At 70.9% G+C, this 22,218-nt stretch carries 24 protein-coding genes; 9 read left to right on the plus strand and 15 right to left on the minus strand.

Annotated features, from left to right (window positions below):
- Positions 1-16: 16 nt before the first annotated feature.
- The 9 genes from ACFT9I_RS02745 to ACFT9I_RS02785 all read right to left on the minus strand — a co-directional run bounded on the left by ACFT9I_RS02745 (position 17) and on the right by ACFT9I_RS02785 (position 8,619).
- Positions 17-502, minus strand: coding sequence for a flavin reductase family protein (locus tag ACFT9I_RS02745; RefSeq protein ID WP_382559724.1), 486 nt, complete (start codon positions 500-502; stop codon positions 17-19).
- A 36-nt stretch (positions 503-538) separates the two neighbouring features.
- Positions 539-2,245, minus strand: coding sequence for an AMP-binding protein (locus tag ACFT9I_RS02750; protein ID WP_382559725.1), 1,707 nt, complete (start codon positions 2,243-2,245; stop codon positions 539-541).
- A 13-nt stretch (positions 2,246-2,258) separates the two neighbouring features.
- Positions 2,259-2,600 (minus strand): acyl carrier protein, encoded by a 342-nt coding sequence (locus ACFT9I_RS02755; RefSeq protein ID WP_382559727.1) that lies wholly within the window; start codon positions 2,598-2,600, stop codon positions 2,259-2,261.
- Complete coding sequence (locus ACFT9I_RS02760; protein ID WP_382559730.1) at positions 2,597-3,796, minus strand: acyl-CoA dehydrogenase family protein; 1,200 nt, start codon at positions 3,794-3,796, stop codon at positions 2,597-2,599. The genes ACFT9I_RS02755 and ACFT9I_RS02760 overlap by 4 nt, the downstream gene beginning before the upstream one ends.
- Positions 3,778-4,671, minus strand: coding sequence for a hypothetical protein (locus ACFT9I_RS02765; RefSeq protein WP_382559733.1), 894 nt, complete (start codon positions 4,669-4,671; stop codon positions 3,778-3,780). Before ACFT9I_RS02765 ends, ACFT9I_RS02760 begins: the two co-directional genes overlap by 19 nt.
- A 28-nt stretch (positions 4,672-4,699) precedes the next feature.
- On the minus strand, positions 4,700-5,743 hold the full coding sequence (locus tag ACFT9I_RS02770) for a peptidase U32 family protein (protein WP_382559736.1): 1,044 nt from the start codon (positions 5,741-5,743) through the stop codon (positions 4,700-4,702).
- Between the two features lie 127 nt (positions 5,744-5,870).
- The gene (locus tag ACFT9I_RS02775; protein WP_382559739.1) at positions 5,871-7,088 is read right to left on the minus strand and encodes a cysteine desulfurase family protein; all 1,218 of its coding nucleotides are present in this window, start codon (positions 7,086-7,088) and stop codon (positions 5,871-5,873) included.
- On the minus strand, positions 7,063-7,461 hold the full coding sequence (locus tag ACFT9I_RS02780; protein ID WP_382559741.1) for an iron-sulfur cluster assembly scaffold protein: 399 nt from the start codon (positions 7,459-7,461) through the stop codon (positions 7,063-7,065). Before ACFT9I_RS02780 ends, ACFT9I_RS02775 begins: the two co-directional genes overlap by 26 nt.
- 6 nt (positions 7,462-7,467) lie before the next feature.
- Positions 7,468-8,619 carry a hypothetical protein gene (locus tag ACFT9I_RS02785; RefSeq protein WP_382559744.1) on the minus strand — a complete coding sequence of 384 codons (1,152 nt, stop codon included), beginning with the start codon at positions 8,617-8,619 and terminating at the stop codon, positions 7,468-7,470.
- A 142-nt stretch (positions 8,620-8,761) separates the two neighbouring features.
- Between ACFT9I_RS02785 and ACFT9I_RS02790 the strand changes: the two genes are divergently transcribed.
- From ACFT9I_RS02790 to ACFT9I_RS02800, 3 genes are all read left to right on the plus strand, one after another.
- Complete coding sequence (locus ACFT9I_RS02790) at positions 8,762-9,124, plus strand: BlaI/MecI/CopY family transcriptional regulator (RefSeq protein ID WP_382559746.1); 363 nt, start codon at positions 8,762-8,764, stop codon at positions 9,122-9,124.
- A 169-nt stretch (positions 9,125-9,293) separates the two neighbouring features.
- Positions 9,294-10,157: a M56 family metallopeptidase gene (locus tag ACFT9I_RS02795; RefSeq protein WP_382559749.1), complete on the plus strand. Its 864-nt coding sequence runs from the start codon at positions 9,294-9,296 to the stop codon at positions 10,155-10,157.
- A gap of 84 nt (positions 10,158-10,241) precedes the next feature.
- Entirely contained in the window at positions 10,242-10,715 is a 474-nt protein-coding gene (locus ACFT9I_RS02800) for an SRPBCC family protein (RefSeq protein ID WP_382559752.1), read from the plus strand.
- A 147-nt stretch (positions 10,716-10,862) separates the two neighbouring features.
- Here the strand turns inward: ACFT9I_RS02800 and ACFT9I_RS02805 are convergent, their stop codons facing one another.
- The 3 genes from ACFT9I_RS02805 to ACFT9I_RS02815 form a co-directional block, all read right to left on the minus strand.
- Positions 10,863-12,458 (minus strand): DHA2 family efflux MFS transporter permease subunit, encoded by a 1,596-nt coding sequence (locus tag ACFT9I_RS02805; protein ID WP_382559755.1) that lies wholly within the window; start codon positions 12,456-12,458, stop codon positions 10,863-10,865.
- A gap of 307 nt (positions 12,459-12,765) precedes the next feature.
- The gene (locus tag ACFT9I_RS02810; RefSeq protein ID WP_382560231.1) at positions 12,766-13,491 is read right to left on the minus strand and encodes a cation transporter; all 726 of its coding nucleotides are present in this window, start codon (positions 13,489-13,491) and stop codon (positions 12,766-12,768) included.
- Positions 13,491-13,826, minus strand: coding sequence for an ArsR/SmtB family transcription factor (locus ACFT9I_RS02815; RefSeq protein WP_382559758.1), 336 nt, complete (start codon positions 13,824-13,826; stop codon positions 13,491-13,493). Before ACFT9I_RS02815 ends, ACFT9I_RS02810 begins: the two co-directional genes overlap by 1 nt.
- Before the next feature lie 332 nt (positions 13,827-14,158).
- Here ACFT9I_RS02815 and ACFT9I_RS02820 point away from each other — a divergent pair, with 332 nt between their 5' ends.
- The 6 genes from ACFT9I_RS02820 (at position 14,159) to ACFT9I_RS02845 (ending at position 19,548) form a co-directional block, all read left to right on the plus strand.
- The gene (locus tag ACFT9I_RS02820) at positions 14,159-14,755 is read left to right on the plus strand and encodes a hypothetical protein (protein WP_382559761.1); all 597 of its coding nucleotides are present in this window, start codon (positions 14,159-14,161) and stop codon (positions 14,753-14,755) included.
- A gap of 78 nt (positions 14,756-14,833) precedes the next feature.
- Complete coding sequence (locus ACFT9I_RS02825) at positions 14,834-15,457, plus strand: copper resistance protein CopC (protein WP_382559764.1); 624 nt, start codon at positions 14,834-14,836, stop codon at positions 15,455-15,457.
- Positions 15,447-17,483 (plus strand): cytochrome c oxidase assembly protein, encoded by a 2,037-nt coding sequence (locus tag ACFT9I_RS02830; RefSeq protein WP_382559767.1) that lies wholly within the window; start codon positions 15,447-15,449, stop codon positions 17,481-17,483. Before ACFT9I_RS02825 ends, ACFT9I_RS02830 begins: the two co-directional genes overlap by 11 nt.
- Before the next feature lie 34 nt (positions 17,484-17,517).
- Positions 17,518-18,177 (plus strand): DsbA family protein, encoded by a 660-nt coding sequence (locus ACFT9I_RS02835; RefSeq protein WP_382559769.1) that lies wholly within the window; start codon positions 17,518-17,520, stop codon positions 18,175-18,177.
- Positions 18,178-18,256: 79 nt separating this feature from the next.
- Entirely contained in the window at positions 18,257-18,637 is a 381-nt protein-coding gene (locus ACFT9I_RS02840) for a BlaI/MecI/CopY family transcriptional regulator (protein WP_382559772.1), read from the plus strand.
- Positions 18,634-19,548 (plus strand): M56 family metallopeptidase, encoded by a 915-nt coding sequence (locus ACFT9I_RS02845; protein WP_382559775.1) that lies wholly within the window; start codon positions 18,634-18,636, stop codon positions 19,546-19,548. Before ACFT9I_RS02840 ends, ACFT9I_RS02845 begins: the two co-directional genes overlap by 4 nt.
- Here the strand turns inward: ACFT9I_RS02845 and ACFT9I_RS02850 are convergent.
- The 3 genes from ACFT9I_RS02850 to ACFT9I_RS02860 all read right to left on the minus strand — a co-directional run bounded on the left by ACFT9I_RS02850 (position 19,545) and on the right by ACFT9I_RS02860 (position 22,194).
- Positions 19,545-20,582 (minus strand): C40 family peptidase, encoded by a 1,038-nt coding sequence (locus tag ACFT9I_RS02850; RefSeq protein ID WP_382559777.1) that lies wholly within the window; start codon positions 20,580-20,582, stop codon positions 19,545-19,547. The two genes, ACFT9I_RS02845 and ACFT9I_RS02850, sit on opposite strands and share 4 nt — an antisense overlap.
- A 261-nt stretch (positions 20,583-20,843) precedes the next feature.
- A complete protein-coding gene (locus tag ACFT9I_RS02855; protein WP_382559780.1) occupies positions 20,844-21,584 on the minus strand; it encodes a DUF1775 domain-containing protein in 741 nt (246 codons plus the stop codon).
- Positions 21,585-21,612: 28 nt separating this feature from the next.
- On the minus strand, positions 21,613-22,194 hold the full coding sequence (locus ACFT9I_RS02860; protein WP_382559782.1) for a hypothetical protein: 582 nt from the start codon (positions 22,192-22,194) through the stop codon (positions 21,613-21,615).
- Positions 22,195-22,218: the final 24 nt, after the last annotated feature.

A 22,218-nucleotide genomic window follows, 5' to 3' on the forward strand; every position in this document is an offset into this window, starting at 1 on the left:
GTGGTCGGCCGCGTCGTCAGACGAGGCGGCGGTAGGTGCCGCGGTGGCGCAGCAGGGGTTCACCGTTCCCCCGGCCGGCACGGGTGACGGTGCCGATGAGGACGGTGTGGTCTCCGCCGGGGTGGGTGGCGTGAATACGGCAGGTGATCCAGGCGATGGCGTCGCCGAGCACCGGCACGGTGTCCCGTTCGTGGTGCGGTACGCCGGTGAACCGGTCGGGCAGGGGCTTCTCGGCGAAGACCCGCGAGACGTGGTCCATGGTGTCGCCGAGCACGTTCACGGCGAAGGCGCCGTGTTCGAGGATCGCCGCGAGGGTGCCGGAGCGGTGGTGGAGGCAGGCCAGCACCAGGGGCGGGTCCATGGACAGGGAGGTGAAGGCGCTGGTCGTCATGCCCACGGGGCCTTGGGGCGACATGGTGGTCAGCACCGTCACCCCGGCGGGCAGTTCGGCCATGACGCGGCGGAACTGCTGCTGGTGCTCCTGGTCGCTCTGGTCGCTCATGGCGGAGAGAGGGTGGGGCGCGGTGCTGTGTGACATCTAGGTGAGCCCCCCGGTCAGATACTGCTCGCGCAGGCGGTTGCGTTGACGCTTGCCGCTGGTGGTGCGGGGTATGCCGCCGCGTCGCAGCACGATCACCTCATGGAGGTTGAAGCCGAACGCCTGGCGTACCAGGGTCGCGGTCTCGCGCCGGATCCGCTCGTGCGCGTCGGCGCGCAGGCGGGTTTCGACGACCGCCACGACGTGCTCCCCGCCGTCGTCGGTGTGGGAGAAGACGGCGCTGTTGCCCGCGTCGATGTCGGGATGGGTTTCGACGGCTTCCTCGACGTCGTACGGCGGCAGGTTGCGGCCGTTGACGATGAGCAGTTCCTTGACGCGGCCGACGATGTAGAGGTCGCCGTCGCGGGTGAAGCCGAGGTCCCCGGTGGCGTGGGTGCGGTCGGTGAGGGGCCGCGGTGTGCCGTCGGGGGTGAGATAGCCGGCCATGACGAACTCGCCCCGCAGGTGGATCTCGCCTATCTCGTTGTCCGCGCAGGCCGTGCCGTCGGGGGTGCGGATGTCGACGGTGAGGTCGCCGAGAGGCCGGCCGCAGGCGAGGACGGTGAGCGACGGCCTTCCGTCGGCGGCGTCAGTGCTGTCGGCGGCATCGATGGCGTCGGTGACTCTGCTGTGGTGGTGGAGGTCTTCGCGGTCCAGGCGCAGGGCCTTGACCCGCCCCCAGCTCAACTCCCCTGCCGGCCGGTGCTGGAGGGACATGGTGGCGGCCAGGACCGTCTCGGCCATGCCGTAGCAGGGGATGATCACGTCCTCGCCGAGCCGGTGCCCGGCGAAGGTGTCGCGGAAGTCGGTCAGGGTCCGCAGCGGGATCGGCTCCGCGCCGACGTACGCCTGCCGGAGCGTGGACAGGTCGAGGTCCTGGACGGGGGCGCGGCGGTAGCGGTCGGTCGTGGTGCGGTAGCCGAACGGGGGCGCGGTGGTGATGGTCGCGCCGCGTTCGGAGATGTGCCGCAGCCAGGACAGCGGGTCGCGCAGGAAGCTGATGGACGGCATCAGGTCCAGCGGTACGCCTTTGGTCATGGTCGACAGGGAGAGGATGAAGCCCATGTCGTGGTGGAGCGGCAGCCAGTGGCACACCCGGTCGCGCTCCGGGGCGAGTTGGAGTGCCTGGTGGATGGCGCGGACGTTGGCGGTGACCTGGGCGTGGGTCAGGACCGCGGCTTTGGGGGCGCTGGTGGAGCCGGAGGTGAGCTGAATGTGGTGCGCGTCGTCGGGACCTCGTACGGGCAGCTCGCCGTCCCAGCCCGCGGGGGCGTCGAGTTCGGCGGTGCTCAGGTAGGCCGGTCCCGGGGCGAGTGCGCCGAGGGCGTCGGCGGTCGACGTGTCGGCGGTGATGACGGCTGCCGGGGTGGTGACGGTGACGACGGCGCGGAACTGTTGCGCGCCGGTCGAGTCGGCGTCACCGGGGTTGGCGGGTTCGACGATCGTGCAGGGCACGAGTCCGGCCAGGAGGCAGCCGAGGAGCGCGGTGAGATGGCCGGTCCCGGTCGGCAGCGGCAGCAGGACCCGCTCGCCGGGGACGAGGCCCCGGGCCAGGAGCGCTCCCGCGGCTTCGCCCGCCCGCTCGGCGAGTTGCCGGTAGCTCAGACGGGCGGTGACGCCGCGGGAGTCGAGGAAGGTGACCTCGGCGGTGTGGTCGCCGATGGTGCGGTAGTCCAGCAGTCGGCCGTGGAGGGTGGTGGCTCCCATCAGTGGATCCCCCTCACTTGTTCGTGCCACGGGCGGCTTTGGCCGCCACCCGCTCGCGGACGAAGTCGGCCAGGTCGCCGACGTGGGTGAAGGAGAACGCCTCCTTCTCGGGGATGAAGACGCGGAAGGTGTTCTCTATCCGGGTCATGGCGGCGACCAGGGTGATGGAGTCCAGCGGCAGGCTGAGCAGCGCCGTGGTCCGGGAGAGGGCGTCGAGGTCGACGTGGGCGAGGTCGGCCGGTTCGAGTACGTCGGCCAGGGCTTCGCGCAGGGCGGCGAGGATGTCGGCGTCGGTGGGGGTGGTCGACGCACCGGGCGTGGTCGACGCGCTGGGCGTGGTCGGTGTCGTGGTCACGGCCGGGTCTCTCCTGTGGGTGCGGTGACGGTGTCGCTACGGGGGTCCAGGCCGAGGGCCGCCTTGCCGATCATGTCGCGGAGCGCGTCGAGGTTGGCGCCCATGACGGCGCCGGCGCGGGCGTCGCGGTAGTGGCGTTCGAGCGGGTTGGCGCGCAGGAAACCATGGCCGCCGGTGACCTGCATGGCGGTGTCGGCGACGCTGATCGCGGCCTTGTTGCAGAGGTACTTGGTCATGTTGAGCGCGCCGAGGGCTTCCAGCGGATCGTTCTCCGCGGTCCAGGCGCCGTGCAGAAGGGTGAGGCGGGCGGTGTGGACGGTGGTGGCCATGTCGGCGACATGCAGTCGTACGCCTTGGAAGGCGGCCAGGGACTGCCCGGTGGGGGCGAGTTTGCGGCGCAGGACGTGCTCGTTCGCGAACCCTTGGGCGGCGCGGGCTATGCCGAGGGACGCGGAGGCCAGCCCGAGGATGAGGGCGGGCAGGGCGTGGGTGAGGAGGGGCATGCCGCCGCCGGGACCGCCGACGCAGTGGGTGGCGGGGACGCGGCAGTCCAGCAGGAGGGTGTTGGCGCTGTTGGCGCGCATACCCATCGCGTCCCAGGTCTCCTTGACCGCCAGCCCTTCCTGGGCGGCGGGGATGAGGGCCATGGTCTGGCTGCGGCGGAACTCCGTCTCGCCGCTGTGGGCGTTGATGAGGTAGTAGTCGGCGTGGCCGGCGCCGGTGCAGAACGCCTTGGTCCCCCGCAGACGCACCTCGTCCCCGTCGGCTGTGGCGCGCAGCTGTGGGTTGAGGATGTTGCCGCCGGTGCCGGGCTCGGAGAATCCCCAGGACAGCAGCCGTCCTTCGGTGGTGATCTCCTTCAGTACGCGTTGGGCGACAGGGTTGTCGGTCGCGTCGGCGGCCAGCAGGCGGGCGGCGCCCGAGTGCATGGCGAAGATCAGGGCGGTGGAGCCGCAGGCTTCGGCGAGTTCGGCGACCGCCAGTCCCCACGCGGTCAGATCGGCTCCGGTGCCGCCGTACTCGGTCGGGACGAGCAGACCGAGCAGGCCGGCTTCGTGCAGGTCGGCGATGTTGTCGCTCGGGAAGGTGGCAGCGCGGTCGTGGTCCGCGGCGCGGGGTGCGAGGCAGCGACGGGCGACGGCCCGGGCCTCGTCGACGATGTCCTGTTGGTCACTGCTCAGTGCGAGGTCAACCATGAAGCACTCTCCTGGAGGGACGCCGCCACTACCCGCGGCCGTACGGCACCGACGCGTCGGGCCAGGGCCTGCGGGGTGTGGAAACGGGCGTCGATGACGACGTCGGCGCCGGCCGGCGGGTCGGCGGTGGAGTGGGCGTAGACCGCGTTGCCGAACACGGTCAGTGGCACCTGGCTGGGCCGGTCGGCGACCGGGACCGGTTCGCGGTGCCCGTGGCCGAGCTGCCAGCGCTGGTTGGCCGTGAGCGCGGTCGGTGTGTCGCAGGTGGTCACACAGTCCGGCACGGCCAGTTGATGGTGGCGGGCGGTGGGGCAGGAGCGGGCCCAGGCGAGCGGGGTGACGTCCGCCAGCCGCCGTACCCGCCAGCCGTTCCGTACGGCGACCACCGCTGCCGCCTCGGCTTCGAGGACCCGTACGCCGAAGACTTCCAGTTCCTGGAGGAAGGCGTCCTCGTAGACCGCCGCCTCCAGCGGACCGCGCGGTGCCTCGGCGGCGTCGTGCGGGCGGCCGGGGAAGAGGGCCAGGCCCGCGGCCAACTCCCGCCCGTGCGCGGGCTCGGCGGCGAGCGTGGCCAGTGTGCCGAGGTCGTTGACGGTGAGCGTGAGCGGCCCGTCCCCGGCCAACGCCCCCGCCGTGTGTACGAGTTGAGCCGCCGTACGCTGCCAGGCGGCGGGCAGCACCACGCCGGCCCGCGCCCCGGCGGTCCTGATCCGCTCGGCCGCTGCGCGCAGCAGTTCGGTGTCGGGCAGCTTGGCCGCGCAGCCTTCCTGGCCGATGCTCACGGCGTCCACGCCCAGGCCGAGGATCTCGTCGAGACGCTCCAGGGTCGTCAGGCGGACTTCCACCTGGGCCGCTACCTGGACTTCCACCTTCATGGGTCGCTCCCCCTTCCTTTCAGCTCTCTCAGACGTGGGCGCGGCGCCGCGCGGTGTCGCGGAAGCGGCAGCGCTGCTGTTCGCACATCCGCGGGACCCAGCCCATCTGCCACATCAGCTCGGTGCGATCGATGTCGGCGATGGTCTGCTTCGTGCTCCAGCCCTTCGTGACCCCGTTCAGCGCTCGCCGGTACATCTGGGTGATCTTGGCGTTCTGGCGGACGATCGGGCTCTCCCGGCCGGGGATCTGCAGGGCCGCCACCCCGAGTCCGACGAGGGACGGCACGTCGCACAGGGCGCAGTCCGACGCACCGTCGAGGAACCCGCCCAGATCCCTGACCGCGCCCTCGGGCGCGGGGGCGTTCTGGTATCCGGCGCGGCAGCCCAGCCCGGTGCCGCGCTGGTCCGGGAGCCGGCACTGGTGGCAGTTGGCGCCGGAGCCGGTCTGCACGGGCACTTCGACCTCCAGGCCGTCCACGGCGCAGAACGCGGCGATCTCGTCGAGCGTCGAGGCGTGCGGTACGACGATCCGCCGTACCCCGTACGCCTCTCGCAGATGCCGCGCGTAGGCGACCGAGGTGACGCCCAGATGCGCGCCGGCCACCAGGGGGATCCCCGGGTGGGTGTCGGCGATCCAGCGGGCGGTGGGCAGGGCGCCGACGACGACGGTGTCGGCGCCCGCGTCGACGCCCTGTCCCACGTGGGTGAGGAACGCGTTCCTGTCGTCGGCGCCGACGGCGGGCGCGTCCGCGCACAGGTGGACCTTCATCCCGGCCGCGTGTGCCTGGGTGATGATCGCTTTGAGCAGGCGGGGGTTGGACACCTGGGTGGGGTCGCCGTCCCGCTTGCCCGGCAGTGCGTCGAAACTCGCGCGCCGGCCGGCCGGTGGCCGGTGCGCGAGGTAGATCTCCGTCGCCCCGCCGGTGACCTGCAGTTCCAGCATCTGCAGATTGCGTACCGGGGCGTCCAGCCCCACGGACGCCGCGGAGGCCGGGTCGGGCACGGCGACGAACGCCGCTTCCCGCTGTGTGTGCGGTGGTGCCAGCTCCCACTGGTCGGTTACGTCACTCATGTCCGTCCGCCCCCGTTGCGCAGGTGTGTTGACGCGCTGGTGTGTTGTCGCGCAGGTGTGTTGTCGTGCGATGGACCGGCCGGGCCTGCCGCCGACTCGTACCGGCGTCACCGGCCTTACCGGCGTTCTAGGCGTGGGCCGGCTGCGGTACGTCGGCCGGGCCGAGGGCCCTGAGCCGCGCGACGGCCTCGACCACCCGGGCCGTGGCTTCCTCGACGGCCAGGACCGTGGTCGTACGGCCGGGGCTGAACCGCACCGAGGAGCGCGCGCGTTCGGCGGGGATGCCCATCGCGGTCAGCACGTGCGAGGGCTCGTCGCTGCCGGCGTGGCAGGCCGATCCGGCGGAGACGCAGATGCCGTACACGGCCAGGATGTCGACGAGGGTGTCACCACGTACCCCGGCGAAGGACACGTTCAGCGTCTCCGGCACGCACGGCGCCCCGGCGCCGTTGATCTCGATGCCGCCCGCTTCCTCAAGTCCCTTGAGCAGGCGGACGCGGAGCTTGTGACGGTGCTCCTCGAACGCCGGGTCGTCCACGTGGCGCAGCGCGGCGCTCGCGGCCGCGCCCATGCCGAGGACACCGGGCACGTTCTCGGTGCCGGCCCGCATGCCGCGTTCCTGGCTGCCGCCGCGGATCAGCGGTGCGAGCCGTACTCCGGAGGCGACCTTCAACGCGCCGACACCCTTGGGGCCGTAGAACTTGTGCGCGGAGACCGACACCAGGTCCGCGCCGATGCCCGTCAGGCTGACCTTGCCCGCGGTCTGCACCGCGTCGGTGTGCATCAGCACGCCCGCCTGATGGGCGATGTCCGCGATGTCGGCGACGGGCTGCAGGACACCGGTCTCGTTGTTGGCGTGCATCACGGACACCAGCACCGTGTTCGGGCGCAGGGCCGCGCGTACGTCGTCGGGGTCGATCCAGCCGCGTGGGTCGGGGCGCAGGACGGTGACCTCGGCCCCGAACTCGCGCGCCATCGCGGCGGATTCGAGGACGGCGGAGTGCTCGATGGCGGTGGTGATCACATGCGCGCCGCGGTGTTCGGCGGCCAGGACGGTGCCGACGACGGCGAGGGCGTCGGCCTCCGAGCCGCCACCGGTGAACACGACTTCGTCGGGTCCGCAGTCCAGCAGCGCGGCCAGTTGGGCGCGTGAGAACTCCAGTGCCTCTTTGGCCTCGTCGCCGGCGGCGTGCCGTGAGGAGGGGTTGCCGGTGATGCTCATGCCGCGCAGTACGGCCTCGGCCGCCTCGGGGCAGACGGGGCTGGTCGCGGCGTGGTCGAGGTAGACGCCCGTGCCGCCCGTGCCGGGCAGGAACGGGCTAGGCGCAGATGAGAGGCGCGTCATCGTCCACTCCCTCCCGGTGGTTGGTCACCAGGCGGTGTGCCACCTGTCGGCCGAGGGCGGCGACGTGCCGCTGGTCGGGGGCGAGGCCGCCGAGCAGCGTCTCGACCTTCTCGTCGTCCCAGGTCTCGATGTCGGCGAGCGCGCTGCCGGAGGCCGCTTCGGCGATGACGCTGGCGGTGGCCAGTGAGGCGGCGCAGCCGTGGGCGCGGAAGCGGATCTCGGTTATCACGCCGTCGGTGACGGTGGCGGTGAGCATGATCTGGTCGCCGCAGACGGGGTTGCCGATGAACGCCCGCACATCGGGGTTCTCCAGCTCGCCGGCGTGGCGCGGATCGGTGAAGTGGTCCACCACGGTGGGGCTGTAGCGCGGCATGGCCTCTCAGCCCTTCGCCGGTGCGGCAGCGGCGGGGACCTCGCACTCGGCGACAATCTCCTGGCTGTCGATGAACTTCTCGATGCTGACGGCGCAGCAGCCGAGTTCGGCGCCCTGCAGTCGGCGGCGGAAGGAGACGGTCTGCCCGGTACGGCCGCAGGGGCAGGGGCTCTCGTCGACCTCGCCGACGTCCTCGCTGAGGATGAACGCCGGATAGCCGGTGGACAGGGCGTCCATGAGGGCGATCACGCCGGTCCTGCCGGGGGCGAGTTCGACGTCCGTGTTCTCGACGTCGCGGATGGAGATGTACGACCACGGCGGTACGTGCTTGCGATGGTGCTCGCACTCCATGGCCAGCATGTTCGACTCGATCATGCCGTACATGTCGCGGACCCGGTCGGCGGGAATGCCCAGGTACTTCTCGATCTTGGCGTTGAACTCCTCGCGGCTGATGGACTCGCCGGTGTACCGCTTCCACCCGCCGAGGGTGATGACCAGCGACTCCGGGTCGAGCTTGAGGGTGATGTCCTCCAGCTCCAGGAAGCGCAGCAGACGGCCGACGAGGAACGGCGGGCCGATGATGTGCCGCGTCATCGACTCCTCCCACGAGTCCAGTTGGGCGATGGCCTCCTCGGGGTCGAAGGCGTAGTCGCGCACGATGTAGGCGTGGGTGTCCAGCAGGCCGTTGAGGACGTTGAACGCCTTGACCATGCCCATCTCCGGCGTCTCGGCCGTCGACGGGCACAGAAACAGACCGGCGCCCTTGCCGACCTGGAAGAACTCCCGGTACTGGGCGAAGATCGCGGTCATCACCCGGCTGACGGTGGTGATGTCGCGGCGGGCGACGCTCGGCACGCCGCCGGTGCCGGTGGAGCGGATCTCCAGCTCGACGTCGGTCAGCGGGGCGGTCATCAGCACATGCGCGTCGGGCTGCTTGAACATCCGTACCGGCAGCAGCGGTATCTTCACCAGGTCCGCGAGTTCCTTGATGTCGTCGGCACTCACGCCGGCCGCGTCGCTCTGGGCGCGGTAGAAGGCGTTGTGCGTGGCGTGCTCGGCGAACGAGCCGCGCATCGCGGCGGTCACCGAAGCTTTCCACTCGCTCTCGGGCAGTCGGAACGCGACGTCCGGACAGCCGAGCATGGCAGCGAGTTCCATGAAATCCCCCTAGATTTCGGGCAGCGAGAAACTGCGGCACGCGGCCCCGGTGTCCTTGAACGCACCGGCCGCGGCGCGACCTACTATTGCAGTAGTACTACGCGGATAGTCAAGGATCGGCGGATGTCCTATGCTGCTCGCCATGGCGAGACTGGGTGACCTCGAACGGGCGGTCCTCGACTGCCTGTGGCAGGCGGACGAGCCGCAGACGGTACGTGAGGTGCATGAGGCGTTGGCGGGCAGACAGCTGGCCTACACCACGGTCATGACCACGCTGCAGCGTCTCGCCCGCAAGGGTCTGGTCGCCCAGGACTCCCAGGCCAGGGCTCATCGTTTCAGCGCGGAAGCCACACGCGAGGAGATGTTCACCGAGCTGATGACCGACGCGCTCGGCATCGCCGGTGACGAGCACGAGGCCATGCTCCGCTTCGTCGACGTCATCAGCCCGGAGGCGCGAGCAGCCCTCGCCGAGGGCCTCGGCCAGCAGAAGAAGAACAAGCGGTAGGCAAGGACGAGCGGTAAGCAGAAACTCGCGGTGAGTACGGACCGACCTCCGGTATCACAGCAGGTTGATGTGCGACGGGCCCGCCTCAGGGGACGGGGCGGCCATCGCTGGAGAACACAAGTTCACATAGGTAACGGGGGGTTACGTGGATGCGCTGTGCCTTGTGCTGTTGTCCGTACTGTTGATGGCCTCGGTGTCCGCCGTGGTCACGCTCACCAAGTGGCCCTTACGGGCGCCGTGCGCGGCGTTGGCCCTGTGGCTGGCCGGCTGCGCGGGAGGACTCACCGCGCTGGGGTGCGCCACGTACGCGCTGTTCGCGCACCTGGACGCGCAACTCGCCCACGAGAGGCTTCGTCTTCCCCTGGATGTGCTGGCCGTCGTCGGTGCGTGGGCGTTCGTCGGTCACGTCGTGGTGGCCTATGTCCGGGTGCACCGTCAGGGAGCGCGACGCCGGGAGCGGCATCTGACCCTGCTCGGACTGTTCGGACACCCGGTCCAGCATCTTTCGGCGGTCATCCTGCCCAGCCGGCATCCGCTCGCCTACAGCGTGCCCGGACCCGAGGGCGGCCGTGCCGTCATCTCCGACGGCGTGATCACCGGGTTCAGCCGCGAGGAGATCGCCTCGGTCCTCGCTCATGAGCACGCCCATCTGCGCCAGCGCCACCACCTGCTGACGCAGCTCAGCGAGGCCCTGTGCGCGTCCTTGCCGAAGCGGCTCTGTTCCGTCCGCTTCTCCGAGCGTTTCCACAGCCTGATAGAGATGCGCGCCGACTGCGCGGCCCGCGTCAAGTGCGGCCGGTACGCCATCGCCCAGGCGCTCGCCCGCATGGCGCCCGACAGCCCGGCGGAGCCCACCGCCGACTCCGGCTGCCCCGTCGCGGCCCGGCGCCGCCATCTGCTGTCCAACGAGCGATGTTGCAACTCCCTGGCGTCCTCGGCCGTCTTCTGCCTGGCCTGTGCCGTCGCCGCCGCCCCGGTCGTACTGACCGCCGTCGGATTCCTCACGGCCGCGTGTACGTACGTCCGCCACTGACGCCCCTCCAGCGCGAGGGGCCTTTTCATTGCCCGTCGTACGTCGCGTACGTCTCCGAGAAGGGACCCCATGATGGAACAGCGAGTGTCCGAGACCATAGAGATAGCCGTGCCGCCCGGTGTCGTGTACGACGCGGTGACGAACGTGGCCGACATGGGCCGCTGGAGCCCCGAGTGCACCGGTGCCGACGTCAAGGGCGACGAGCTCGCCCGACGAGTGACGCCGGGCATGAAGTTCACCGGCCACAACCGGTCCCCCAAGCGGCCCTGGTCCACGCAGTGCACCGTGACCGCGGCCGAGCCCGGCGAGCGATTCACCTTTCTCGCCAAGGGTGTCGGTCTGCGCGTCGCGATCTGGAGCTACCGGTTCGAATCGCTCGACTCCGGCAGGGCGACCAAGGTCACCGAGACCTGGATCGACCAGCGCGGCTGGTTCATGCACTTCATCGGCCCGAAGGTGAGCGGGATCCACGACCGGGCCACCCACAACCGTCGAACCATGGAGGTCACGCTCCAGCGCCTCAAGGAGTCGCTGGAGAAGGAACACCACGCCACGTGAGCGAGGATCGGCCGTGAACGGCAGGTGGGCCGCCGGGCCGGTGGGGGGTACCGGCCTGGCAGCCGCGGCGCGATACGGATACGGGGGATGAAGCCGTACCGCGCCTCCCTGGGCACCCGGCGACGGCCGGGAGCCCAGGGAGTCTTTCTACGGAACCGCCGTCTCGGCCTTCCCCGGGACAGCCTCCTCGGCCACCGGCGTCTTGGCGCGGGCGGGCAGGAGCGCCACGACAAGAATCGCGGTGACGGCGGCGAGTCCCGCGCAGATCAGTGCCACGGTCGACATGCCGGCGACGAACGCGTCCCGGGCCGAATCGGCGAGAGCGGTGGCCTGCGCGCCCGGCAGTTGCTCCGCCACCTGGACGGCCGCCGCGACGTTGTCGCCGACCGCTTCCGTCGCCCGGGCGGGCAGACCCGGCGGCACGTCGTCCTCCACGTTGCTCCGGTAGACGGAGTTCAGCGAGCTGCCGAGTACCGCGACACCCACCGAGGCGCCGATCTGCCGCATGCTGTTGGCCAGCGCCGACCCGGCTCCCACCTGGTCCAGGGGCAGTGAGCCGAGGATCGCGTCCAGCGTGGTGGGCATCGTGAACCCGAGCGCCGCGCCCATGACGGCCAGCGCCGTACCGGTGACGAGGAAGTCGGTGTCCGCCTCCACGGTGGCCAGCAGGCCCAGCCCGGCGACCCACAGCAGCATGCCGAACGCGACGATGGCCTTGGTGCCGATCCGCCCGACCAGCCGACCGCCGACCGCCGCCGCGACGACCAGCGCCCCGATCATCGGCAGCAGGTGCAGTCCGGTGTCCATGGCGTCCTTGCCCTGGACCTGCTGCAGGAACTGCGGCACCACGAACAGGACGCCGAAGAGGATGAACATCACCGCGGAGATCGCGACGCTGGACCAGGTGTAACGGGCGTTGCGGAAGAAACCGAGGTCCACCAGTGGATTGGCGGACCGGCGCAGCCATACGAACAGCAGCCCGAGCAGCAGGAGTCCGCCGATCACGGTGAGGAGAACCGTGGGGTCGCTCCACCCCGCGTTCGGCACCTCGATGACGCCGTAGACGAAGGCGGAGACACCCACCAGGGACAGGACCGCGCCGACGATGTCGAGCCGCTTGGCGTTGGGGTCGCGGGTCTCCGGGACGAACACCAGCATCCCGACCACGGCGATGATGACGACCGGGATGTTGATCAGGAAGATCGAGCCCCACCAGAAGTTGCTCAGCAGCCAGCCGCCGGCCAGCGGGCCGAGCGGGAGCCCGAGGGCGAATCCGGCGGTGGCGATCGCCATGGCCTTGGAACGCTCCTCCGGCGGGAACATCAGCGGCACGATCGACAGGGCGAGCGGTGTGATCGCGGCGGCTCCCGCCCCCATGACGATCCGGGCGACGATCAGGCCGTCGGGGCTGTCGACCCCCATGACCATCAGGGAGCCGACGCCGAACAGCAACAGGCCCCCGATCAGGACCAGTCGGCGGCCGATACGGTCACCCAGCACACCCAGCGGCAGCAGCAGACCGGCGAAGGGAAGGGTGTAGCCGTCGGTGAACCACTGGAGTTCGGTGGTCGTCGCCTCCAGATCGGTGGCCAGCGTGGGCAGGGCGACGGTCAGGATGGTGGCGTCCAGCCCGACGATCATCAGGCCGAAGACGGGCGCGGCCAGGGCCAGCCAGCGCCTCTTGACCAGGCCGGGGGGCGGGGTTGGCGTTAAATCGGATGCGGTGGTGCTGGGCTTCGCCATGGATGCTCTCCTCAACGGGACGCGGACAGAACGCGATTCGATGCCGGTACGTCAGCCCTCGGTCGGACACAGCGGCCGATCGGGATCGGGCAGGATCTGTCGCGGCCGGGCCGCGTACGGGCTGCGGGCTGCGGGCTGCGGGCTGAGTGCAGGCCGCTACGGGCCGCGTATGGGCTGCCTGAGGCTGCGTACGGGCGCACTTGAAAGCCCCCTGAGCTGTTCGCGCTCAAGGGGCGACGGAAAATCCCCCTCGTGAAGTTCTCGGGCACCGGGCCCGGCCGCTGCCTCGACCGGCAGCGATGTCAGGTCAGTTGCAGCAGTCGCACCCCGGGGCGCAACCGCAGGTGTCCTCGGCCGGCGCCGGTGCGGCGTCGGCCTTCAGCGTGCTGAGACCGGCAGGCGCGCAACAGTTGTCGCCGCGCCATGCCTCTCGGCCTTCCCTGACCGCGATCGTGGCTATGACGAGAGCGGCGATCGGATCCGCCCAGGACCAGCCGAGGGTGGCGTTTGCCACCAGGCCCACCAGCAGTACGGCCGACAGATACGTGCACAGCAGCGTCTGCTTCGAGTCCGCGACCGCCGACGCCGACCCCAACTCCCGTCCGGCCCGCCTCTGCGCGGCGGACAGAAAGGGCATGATCGCCAGCGACAGGGCGGCCAGCACGATGCCCGGGACCGACGACTCCGCCTCACCACCGCCCGCCAGCGCCCGGACCGCGTCCACCGTGACGAATGCCGCGAGCGCGAAGAACGACACCGCGATGACCCGCAGCGCCTTCTTCTCGCGCGCTTCGCGCACGGCGTGCTCGCGAGCCGAGAACTGCCAGGCGACAGCGGCCGCCGACGAGACCTCGACGATCGAGTCGAGGCCGAAGCCCACCAGGGCGGAGGACGATGCCATCGACCCCGCGGTGAGGGCGACGATCGCCTCGATCACGTTGTAGCCGATCGTGGCGGCCACCAACAGCCTTATGCGACGGGTCAGTTCCGCGCGGCGGTGGGGTGCCGCGCCGAGCGAGATCTCCGCGGTCATCAGCAGCAGCCCTTCTCCTCCGCCTCCGGGCACGTGACGTCCTCCGCGACAGCCACCACGGCCTCGCGCAGATCGTCGAGCGCGTGCCCCAGCCGGGGATCGGCCAGCTCGTACCGGGTACGGCGCCCCTCGGGCACCGCCACGACCAACCCGCAGTCACGCAGACACGCCAGATGGTTCGACAGGCGCGTGCGGGAAATACCGATGGTGTCGGCCAGGTCGGACGGGTACGCGGGAGCCGCCCGCAGGGCGAGCAGCAGTTGGCACCGGATCGGATCGGCGAGGGCGCGGCCGAACCGTGCCAGCACCTCGATTTCGGACGCGAGATTCAGCACGACGAAAACGATACACGGAAGCCTGAATTCAGGGAAGCGTGGACAGTGGGCGGATCGAAGAGCTGTCCCGATGATCGCCGCCCGTGGCGGTAGCGGCCCGTCGAGAACCGGCTCAGGGCAGACAGGTACGCTGCGGAGGAATGCGGCACGCCCCGCGCCGGACCCGCGTGCCCGCGACGCCGATCAGACTCTTCGAAAGCGCAGACGTCATGCCATCGACCAGCCCGCAGCGCGTGGCTCTCGCGGTTGATGGGGCGTTGCGCGGGCGGCGTGGATTGCCTGGACCGCGTGGCCTACGTGGACTGCGTGGACTGCTTGCCGGTGCGCTGGCCGTGCTGTCCGTTCTGCTGCCGCTGGCCTGTCACGCTCTTTCGCAGGGCCACGCGCCGGGCTGGCTGCTGCTCGCCACGACGGCGTGCCTGGGCCTGCCCGCGTTGGTGTGTCTGACCGGACCCCGGCTGTCGGACAGCCAGGTGCTCGCCGCTCTGGCGGCGGCCCAACTCGCGTATCACGTCGCGTACTCCCTGCCTGGGGCCTGCGCGGCTGTCACCGATCCCGCCGGTCTTCGCGGTCTCTTCGAGCACGTGCCCGCCGAGGGACCGCCACCGGAAGTCCTCGTCGGCGGACAACTGGTCACGCTGTTGATCGCCGCGCGGCTGCTGGGCGTCACCGAGCGACTCGTGTGGCGCGGCAAGCCGGCGCTCGCGGCTCTGCGGCTGCTCCTTCAATTCGTCTGGCCGTTGCGGCAGTCGGCACACGACCCGCGTCCGGTTCCGCGCTCGCGTGAGGGCTCCGGACCGCCCGCGTCCACCGTGCTGGCCCGGCTGCACGCCGGACGGGCGCCTCCGCGTCGTTGGCCCGGGTCTTTCGCGCCGGGCCTGTACTCGCTGACCGGGCCGATGCCCGTCGGCGGTCCCCGCCTGCCCTGACGGGCACAGCCACGGGGGCGGCCGGGTATCGGCGCTTCCGTCCCGGCCGAGCCGGGGACCTTCAGAGAGCACCCCCTCATGCACGCTGTGAACCGGCGTGCCGCCCGCGCGGCGGCACGTTGTCTCGTCGTACCCCTGTCCGTGGCGCTGCCGTGGTTCGCCGCCCAGCCCGCGTTCGCCCACACCGAACTTGTCTCCGGCAGCCCTGCCGAGGCCGCTTCGGAGAGCCGGCTCCCGCGGCACATCAAGCTGACCTTCAGCGACGAGATGACGTCGCGGTACGCCAAGGTCGCCCTCACGGCGCCGGACGGTGAGCAAGGCGCCGCCGGTGCGCCGCAGGTCACGGGCAGGACCGTCACACTGCCGGTGAAGCCGGGCCTCCCTGCGGGGAGTTACACGGTGGGATACCGGGTCGTCTCCGCCGACGGTCACCCCGTCGCCGGTTCGTACCGGTTCACCGTCGAGGAGGAAGAAGAGAGGAAGGAGGAGGAAGGGGGAACGGAAGCGGCTGCCGGGTCCCCGACCCCGGCGCCTCGTTCCGTGCCCGACCCGTCGCAAGCGGGGGACGCGACCCCGTCCGGTGCTGAGGAGACCTCGTCCGGTGTTCCCGCGATGGTTGCCGCCGGCGGTCTTCTCCTGCTCGGCGCAGCCGCTGTGTCCGTCGCGGTGATTCGACGGAGGCGTGTCCGCCATGGCAGTTGACGCCCGCCGCGCGCCGTACCCCTCTCTGCTGCTCGGGGGCGGCCTGTGCACAGCTGTCGCCGTAGCCGTCCTGACGCTGTGGGCAGGAGGGACATCTGCGGAGCAGGTCCCCGGCATCCAGGGCCCCGGCGCGCTGACCACCTGGGCTCTGCCCGTGGCCCGTACGGTCGCGAACGCCGCCGCTGTCGTCGTCATCGGCGCGCTGCTGCTCGTGACCGTTCTGCTGCCGGGAGGCCGGCGGCTCGACGATTCGCGGTTGCGCTATATGACTTGGGCGGCGTGCGCGGCGGCGGTGTGGGCGGTCGCGTCGGCGGCCCTGCTGGTGTTCACCCTGTCCGACCTCTTCGCCCGGCCCGTCGGCCAGGTCCTCGCCCCCGATGTACTGGCGGACTTCGTCCTCACGGACGCGCAGGGGCGTTCGTACGCGCTGATGACGGGTGCCGGAGCGATCCTGGCCACGGTGTGCCTGGGCATCGGCACCGTGCGCTGGGCGGGGGCCGCGCTCCTGCTCGCCGTCGCCGGACTGCTGCCGCCCGCCTTCACCGGCCACTCCGCGGGGGCGGGGAATCACGACGCCGCCGTCACCAGTCTCGCGCTGCATCTGGTCGGTGTCGCGGTCTGGGTCGGTGGGCTGGCGCTGCTGCTGGTCGCCGCCGTGAAACGGGACGCCGGTCTGGATACGGCCGTACGGCGCTTCAGCCCGCTGGCCGCCGGGGCGTTCCTCGCGGTCGCCGCCAGCGGCGTGGTCAACGCGGTCGTACGACTGCCTTCCGCCGCCGACGTGTTCAGCAGCCGGTACGGCCTGATGGTGCTGCTCAAGACGGTGGCGCTGCTGGTCCTGGGCGGTCTGGGGTGGTGGCATCGACAACGCGTCCTGCCCACCTTGAGCGGCGGATCGAGACGGCCCTTCATCAAGCTCGCCGCCGGTGAACTGCTGGTGATGGCAGCCGCGACGGGACTCGCGGCGGCACTGTCCCGTACACCGCCGCCCGGCGCCGAGGCTTCGGCGCTGTCGCCCGCCGAGGAGCTGCTGGGCTTCGCGATGCCGCCGCCGCTGGGCGATTTCCCGTGGACGCCGCTGTTCACCCAGTGGCACTTCGACCCGCTGTTCGCGTTCGGTACGGCTGCCGCCGCCCTCGCCTACCTGGCTGCCGTACGCAAGCTCCGTGCCCGGGGCGACAGTTGGCCCCTCGGGCGCACGATCGCGTGGATGGCCGGGCTGGCGGTGACCGTACTCGCCACGATGAGCGGCCTCGCGGTCTACGGCAAGGTGATGTTCAGCGTGCACATGGGGCAGCACATGATCCTCGCGATGACCGCCCCCGTCCTCCTGGTCCTCGGAGCGCCGGCGACCCTCGCCCTGCGTACCCTGCCCGCCGCGGCCAAGGGCGGGACGGCGGGCCCGCGCGAGCTGCTGCTGGCGCTGTTGCGGAGCCGCTACGTGAAGGTGATCTCGCATCCGGTGGTGGCGAGCGTCCTGTTCATCGCCAGCGCCTTCGCCGTCTACTACACCTCGCTCTTCGAGGGCCTGATGCGCAGCCACCTGGGTCACACGGCGATGCTGGTGCACTTCCTCGCCGTGGGGCTGCTGTTCTTCTGGGTGATCATCGGGGTGGATCCCGGACCACGCCGACTGCCTTACCTGGGGCGGCTGTTCGTACTGATCCTGACCATGCCGTTCCACTCCTGGTTCAGCATCTCGGTCATGAGTTCGACGGACATCATCGGCGAGGGCTGGTGGACGGACGTGGGCCGGAGGTGGGGCGAGTCCCTCGCGGACGATCAGTACAACGGAGGAGCCATCGCCTGGGCGACCGGCGACATCCCCGTACTGATCACCACCATCGTTCTCGCGGCCCAGTGGGTCCGCTCCGACGCCCGCGAGGCGCGGCGGGTCGACCGCCGGATCGACCGGGGTGACGCCAACGACCCGCTGGCGGCGTACAACGCGTACCTCGCGAGTCTGCACGCACGCGACCGGAGGCCCCGCGCCCCCGCCCGATCCCCAAAGACCCCCGAGAACTGAGAACCGAGAACCGAGGACTGAGGACTGAGGACTCATGAAGAAGCATTTCCTTGTCGCGGCGGCTCTCCTGGCCGTGCTGACTGTCGGCTTCGGTGTCGCTCTCGCACTCTCCGCGAACAGTTCGACTTCCGGCACGGTCGACGCCGAGCCCGCCGCCGATGCCCAGCCCGTTCGCGCGTCGAGCCATCGCCTGACCGATCCCGCACGCAGCGAGCTGACCGTGGTGGAGTTCCTGGACTTCGAGTGCGAGGGCTGTGGGGCGATGTATCCCGTCGTCGAACGGCTCCGCGAGGAGTACAAGGACCGCGTCACGTTCGTGGCCCGCTACTTCCCGATGCCCGGTCACCGCAACAGCCAGACGGCCGCGCTGGCCGTCGAAGCCGCCGCAGGGCAGGGGAAGTTCGAGCAGATGTACAGCAAGCTGTTCGACACCCAGAAGCAATGGGGCGAGGCGCGGGAGTCCAAGGCGGCGACCTTCCGCGGTTACGCGAAGGACCTCGGCCTCGACATGGAGAAGTTCGACTCGGCCGTCGCCGATCCCCGGACCGACGAGCGGGTCCGGACCGACCAGCGCGACGGCCTGGGCCTCGGCGTACAGGGCACGCCGACCTTCGTCGTGGACGGTGCCAAGATCCCGACACCGGGCTCGTACGAGGAGTTCAGGGATCTCATCGAGACCGGGCTCGCCCGGTGAACGCGTCCTGCCTTCCGGAGCGCGCCTACGATGGTCGTGCAGGCGACGGCGCGGCAGATGGCGGAAGGAACTCGGGGAAGTGCGGTGGCTGGGGAATCTGGAGGCCGAGATCCTGGACTGTCTGTGGAAGTGGGGACGGCCCGCCACCGTTCGTGAGGTGGTCGACGACATCAACACGCGCCGCCCCGCCGCGTACACGACTGTCATGACGGTCGCCTCGATCCTCCACACCAAGGGCTGGCTGACCCGGCAGAAGCAGGGCCAGGCGTGGCTCTACACGCCGGTGCGCAGCCGGGAGGCGTACTCGGCCGCCCTCATGGAGGACGCGCTGGGAGCCAGCGAGGACCGCCCGGCCGCGTTGGCGTACTTCGTGGAACGCATGTCGGACGACGAAGTGGCCGCGCTGCGCGAGGCGTTGCGGGCCGTCGACCGCGACGTCGACCGGGACGTCGAGCCGTGAACGCGGCTCCCGCGCTGCTCGGCTACGCCGCCGCCGTGGGCGTGCTCGCGCCGCGCGTGATGCTGCGCAGCGCGTGGCCGCACCGGGCGCCGGTGCTGGCCGCCGCCGTGTGGTTCGCGCTCGCCGCCTCGTTCTCCGTGTGTGTCGCGCTCGCCGCGTTGCACCTCGCGACGCCCGGCGCCCATCTGCACGGCATCCTCTACTCGTGCGGTGTCGCCCTGGGAGTCGGGCCGCCCGACGCCGGTGCGGTGCGGCGGTTGGGGGTCGGCGTCTCGGTGGCCGTACCGACGGCTCAGGCCGCCGCCTTCGTGTATCACGTGCTGCGCGCCCGCGTGGCTCGTACCCGGCACCGCAAGGTCCTCGACAAGGTGGGCCGGCCGTCGGCGCGGCTGGGCGCCACGGTCCTCGATCACCTGACCCCGACCGCCTACTGTCTGCCGGGGCACCGCTCCCGGATCGTGGTGAGCAGCGGCGCCGTCGAGTTGCTGTCCGACGCGGAGATCGCCGCTGTCGTGGCGCACGAGCGGGCCCATATCGCCGGCCGGCATCATCTCCTGCTCGCGGCGGCGCGCTCCTTCGCCGTCGTGTTCAGAGGAGTGCCGCTGGCCCGGCGGACGGGGGAGCAGATTCCCCTTCTGCTGGAGATGGCCGCCGACGACGGCGCCCTGCACGTCCATCCGCGACGGACGCTGGTCACCGCCATGTTCGAGATGGCCTCGGCGGGCGCGGTCCCGAAGGGCGCGCTGTCGGCAGGGGGGCGCACGGTGCATGTACGGCTGCGCCGGATTCTGGCGCCGACACGGCGTACGCATCCCGCGTTCCGGGCCGTTGTGGCCGGGTCGGCCGTGCTGATGCCGGTGCTGCCCCTGCTGCTCGCCTGCCCTCCCGGACTGGCTCAGGGCGTGTATTAGAGGCGTACGCCCCACATGAACGGCATGCCGCTGCGGGCGATCGACTCGTAGCGCACCTGGGCGCCCGGCTTCGGGGAGTGGAGGATCTGGCCGTTCCCGGCGTAGAAGCCGACATGGCTGAGGTCGGTGCGCATGATGATGAGGTCGCCGGGCTTGAGCGCGCTCAGGGAGTTGATACGGGTGCCGACATTGGCCTGGGCCTGGGAGGTACGGGGTATGGAGACGCCGGCCTGCTGGAACGCCCAGGACGTCAGTCCGGAGCAGTCGAAGGAGTTCGGGCCGGACGCTCCCCATACGTACGGCATGCCGACCCGGCTCTTCGCCGCGTCGAACGCCGACGCGCCGCGCTGTGACCCGCTGGCCTCGTTGCCGAGGTCGACACGGTCGCTGTCGCGGTTGATCCGCTCCTCCTTGGCCGTTCGCTCCGCGCGTTCTTCGGCCGTCAGCGAGTTGAGGAGCGTCTGGGCCTTCGCCAGCTTGCCCTGGATCTCCTTCTTCTTGCTGCCCAGTTCCTTACGGGTGTCCTGCAGCGCCTTGAGCTGTTCGCCGGCCCGTGCCCGCTGCTGCTGGTAGGCGCGCTGCTGGGAGAGGTACTGCTTCAGCGTCTCGGCCTGCCGGTCGCTCAGCCGGTCCATGTCCGACGCCTTGTCCAGATAGGTGTCCGGGTCGGTGGAGAGCATCAACTGGAGCGAGGGGTCGAGCCCGCCGCTGCGGTACTGGGCGGTGGCCACCGAGCCGAGGCTGTTGCGGAGTTCGTTGAGACCGTCCTGGCGGCGGGCCGCCCCGTCCTGGAGGTTCTCGACCTGCTTCTCCAGCTTGCCGGCCTTCTCCTGCGCCCCGGTGTACTTCTCCGTGGCCTGGGTCGCCTCCTCGTACAGGCGGTCGATCTGTGCCTGGACGCCCTTCGCGTTGGGATCGGGAAGCGGGTCGGCGGACGCCGACTGGGTCGACAGCGCCACGGCCGCGGCGGCAGTCACGGTGAGCACGCCCGTGTACGCGGGGGTCGGCTGCTTCGGACGACGGTGGGACGCCATGGAGGCGAGCTCCTTCTTCCTCGGCCGCTGCCGGACGGACAACTCGGCTGTCCTCCGACTCCGCGCGGGCGCAACGGATTTGGCGGCACCTTCACTGCCGACCCGGATGCGTGATCGACCGTACATAGGCTCGATCACGCATACTAAGCGTCTTAGTGAGCTGGCTCCAAGCCCGGGACCCGTCCGGCCCCTCGACGTGGCGTACGCCCGACGGGGAGCGGGCCGGTGCGCGGCATACGTCGCGCACCGGCACGCTCACGGTCAGGCGCGGTTACGGGAGCGGCGCACCCACCAGATCGCGGCTCCGGCGGCCAGAACCGCGACGACGGCGACCACGGTGAGGAGCACCCCGTCGCTGCCGGAGTCCTCCTCCTCCGCATCGGCCTCCGGCTCCGAGGAAGCCGAAGCCGATGCCGTGGCACCGTCGCCCGGACCGGCGGCGGCCGACGACGACGCGCTCGCACTCGGCTCCGCCGACGGACTCGGCGCGATCAACTCGGCGCCGGGCGCGGCCTCCTTCAGCTCCAGCACCGGGGCCGGGTTCTCCACCTGCTGTCCGTCGCCGGGTACTTCGATCCAGCGGGAGATCTTGCCGTCGCCATAGGTCTCGACGGTCTTGAAGGCCAGCGACTTCGCGTCCGGCAACTGCCGGACGGTGACGCTGTGTTCGGCGTCCGTGCCCGCGGCCAGCGCCGTACCGCCCACGGTGTAGCCGTCGGCCGTGGCCGCCAGCTTCCACCCCTTCGGGGCCTCCTTCAGAGCGACGGTGTCGGGCGCGATGCCCTTCGGCAGCACGATCCGCAGCTCCTTGATGCCGGCGGCGTCGGACTCCGCCTCGGAGACGAACGACAGGGTGACGTTCTCGGCCAGCGCCCTGCTGTCCGACGCGGTCACTTCGGCGTGCGCCGCGGCCGGACCTGTCCCTATCGCCAGCGTCGCGACGGTCGCGGCGGCCAGGACGCCGAGGCGCCGGCCAGCGGTGGATGTGCGTGAAGCGTTCATGAGCGGGTCTCTCTCCGTACGGGCGGAGTCACGCGCAGCGGGCGCGATCCGCGGGGTTCAGGGGAACGTCGCGTACGCGGCCTTCCGGTGGACCTCGACGGATCAGCACGTGGGCGAGAACGGTCCGCGCCGTGGACTGCCGGTACGCGACCGGTGGTGGACCGCTCGAAGTCCGGGGCAGCGAGCGGGGTATGAGCCCGCGCCGCCCGACCGCGGTGGCGACAGCGGCGGCGAGCGCCCCGGCCCAGCTGCCCACGTCGTGCGGCAAGTTGGACAGCCGCCGATCGGCGCGATGCATGAGGACGGCGACGGAAACGGCCGCCAGGAGATGCGCGGCCGACATCATCGGAGCGCTGTGGTGCGCGGCGTATCCCGTGCTCGCGGCGCCGTGCGCCTCACTGTGCTGAACGGTGACGGGGCCGTCGGACGAGGACAGCGCGGTATGCAGAACGACCTGCGTGACCGCCGTCGCCCCGGCCACGGGCCACCATGAACGGGCCTTGCCCGCCCCGGCGGCAACGACAGCCAGCACAGCGGCGGACACGACGAGCAACCGGAGCCACGGCACCGGGTCTTCCGACGCCAGATGGTGACCGACCACGGCCAGCACGGCACTTGTCCCCGTGAACACGGC

Origin of the sequence: Streptomyces sp. NPDC057137 (assembly GCF_042670825.1) — a bacterium.
Lineage (GTDB): Bacteria > Actinomycetota > Actinomycetes > Streptomycetales > Streptomycetaceae > Streptomyces.

Bases quoted from the DNA above. Each gene is read 5' to 3' on its own strand.
- ACFT9I_RS02745 (WP_382559724.1), bottom strand. From the start codon at position 502: ATGAGCGACCAGAGCGACCAGGAGCACCAGCAGCAGTTCCGCCGCGTC.
- ACFT9I_RS02750 (WP_382559725.1), bottom strand. From the start codon at position 2,245: ATGGGAGCCACCACCCTCCACGGCCGACTGCTGGACTACCGCACCATC.
- ACFT9I_RS02760 (WP_382559730.1), bottom strand. From the start codon at position 3,796: ATGGTTGACCTCGCACTGAGCAGTGACCAACAGGACATCGTCGACGAG.
- ACFT9I_RS02765 (WP_382559733.1), bottom strand. From the start codon at position 4,671: ATGAAGGTGGAAGTCCAGGTAGCGGCCCAGGTGGAAGTCCGCCTGACG.
- ACFT9I_RS02770 (WP_382559736.1), bottom strand. From the start codon at position 5,743: ATGAGTGACGTAACCGACCAGTGGGAGCTGGCACCACCGCACACACAG.
- ACFT9I_RS02775 (WP_382559739.1), bottom strand. From the start codon at position 7,088: ATGACGCGCCTCTCATCTGCGCCTAGCCCGTTCCTGCCCGGCACGGGC.
- ACFT9I_RS02780 (WP_382559741.1), bottom strand. From the start codon at position 7,461: ATGCCGCGCTACAGCCCCACCGTGGTGGACCACTTCACCGATCCGCGC.
- ACFT9I_RS02785 (WP_382559744.1), bottom strand. From the start codon at position 8,619: ATGGAACTCGCTGCCATGCTCGGCTGTCCGGACGTCGCGTTCCGACTG.
- ACFT9I_RS02790 (WP_382559746.1), top strand. From the start codon at position 8,762: ATGGCGAGACTGGGTGACCTCGAACGGGCGGTCCTCGACTGCCTGTGG.
- ACFT9I_RS02805 (WP_382559755.1), bottom strand. From the start codon at position 12,458: ATGGCGAAGCCCAGCACCACCGCATCCGATTTAACGCCAACCCCGCCC.
- ACFT9I_RS02810 (WP_382560231.1), bottom strand. From the start codon at position 13,491: ATGACCGCGGAGATCTCGCTCGGCGCGGCACCCCACCGCCGCGCGGAA.
- ACFT9I_RS02825 (WP_382559764.1), top strand. From the start codon at position 14,834: ATGCACGCTGTGAACCGGCGTGCCGCCCGCGCGGCGGCACGTTGTCTC.
- ACFT9I_RS02830 (WP_382559767.1), top strand. From the start codon at position 15,447: ATGGCAGTTGACGCCCGCCGCGCGCCGTACCCCTCTCTGCTGCTCGGG.
- ACFT9I_RS02835 (WP_382559769.1), top strand. From the start codon at position 17,518: ATGAAGAAGCATTTCCTTGTCGCGGCGGCTCTCCTGGCCGTGCTGACT.
- ACFT9I_RS02850 (WP_382559777.1), bottom strand. From the start codon at position 20,582: ATGGCGTCCCACCGTCGTCCGAAGCAGCCGACCCCCGCGTACACGGGC.
- ACFT9I_RS02855 (WP_382559780.1), bottom strand. From the start codon at position 21,584: ATGAACGCTTCACGCACATCCACCGCTGGCCGGCGCCTCGGCGTCCTG.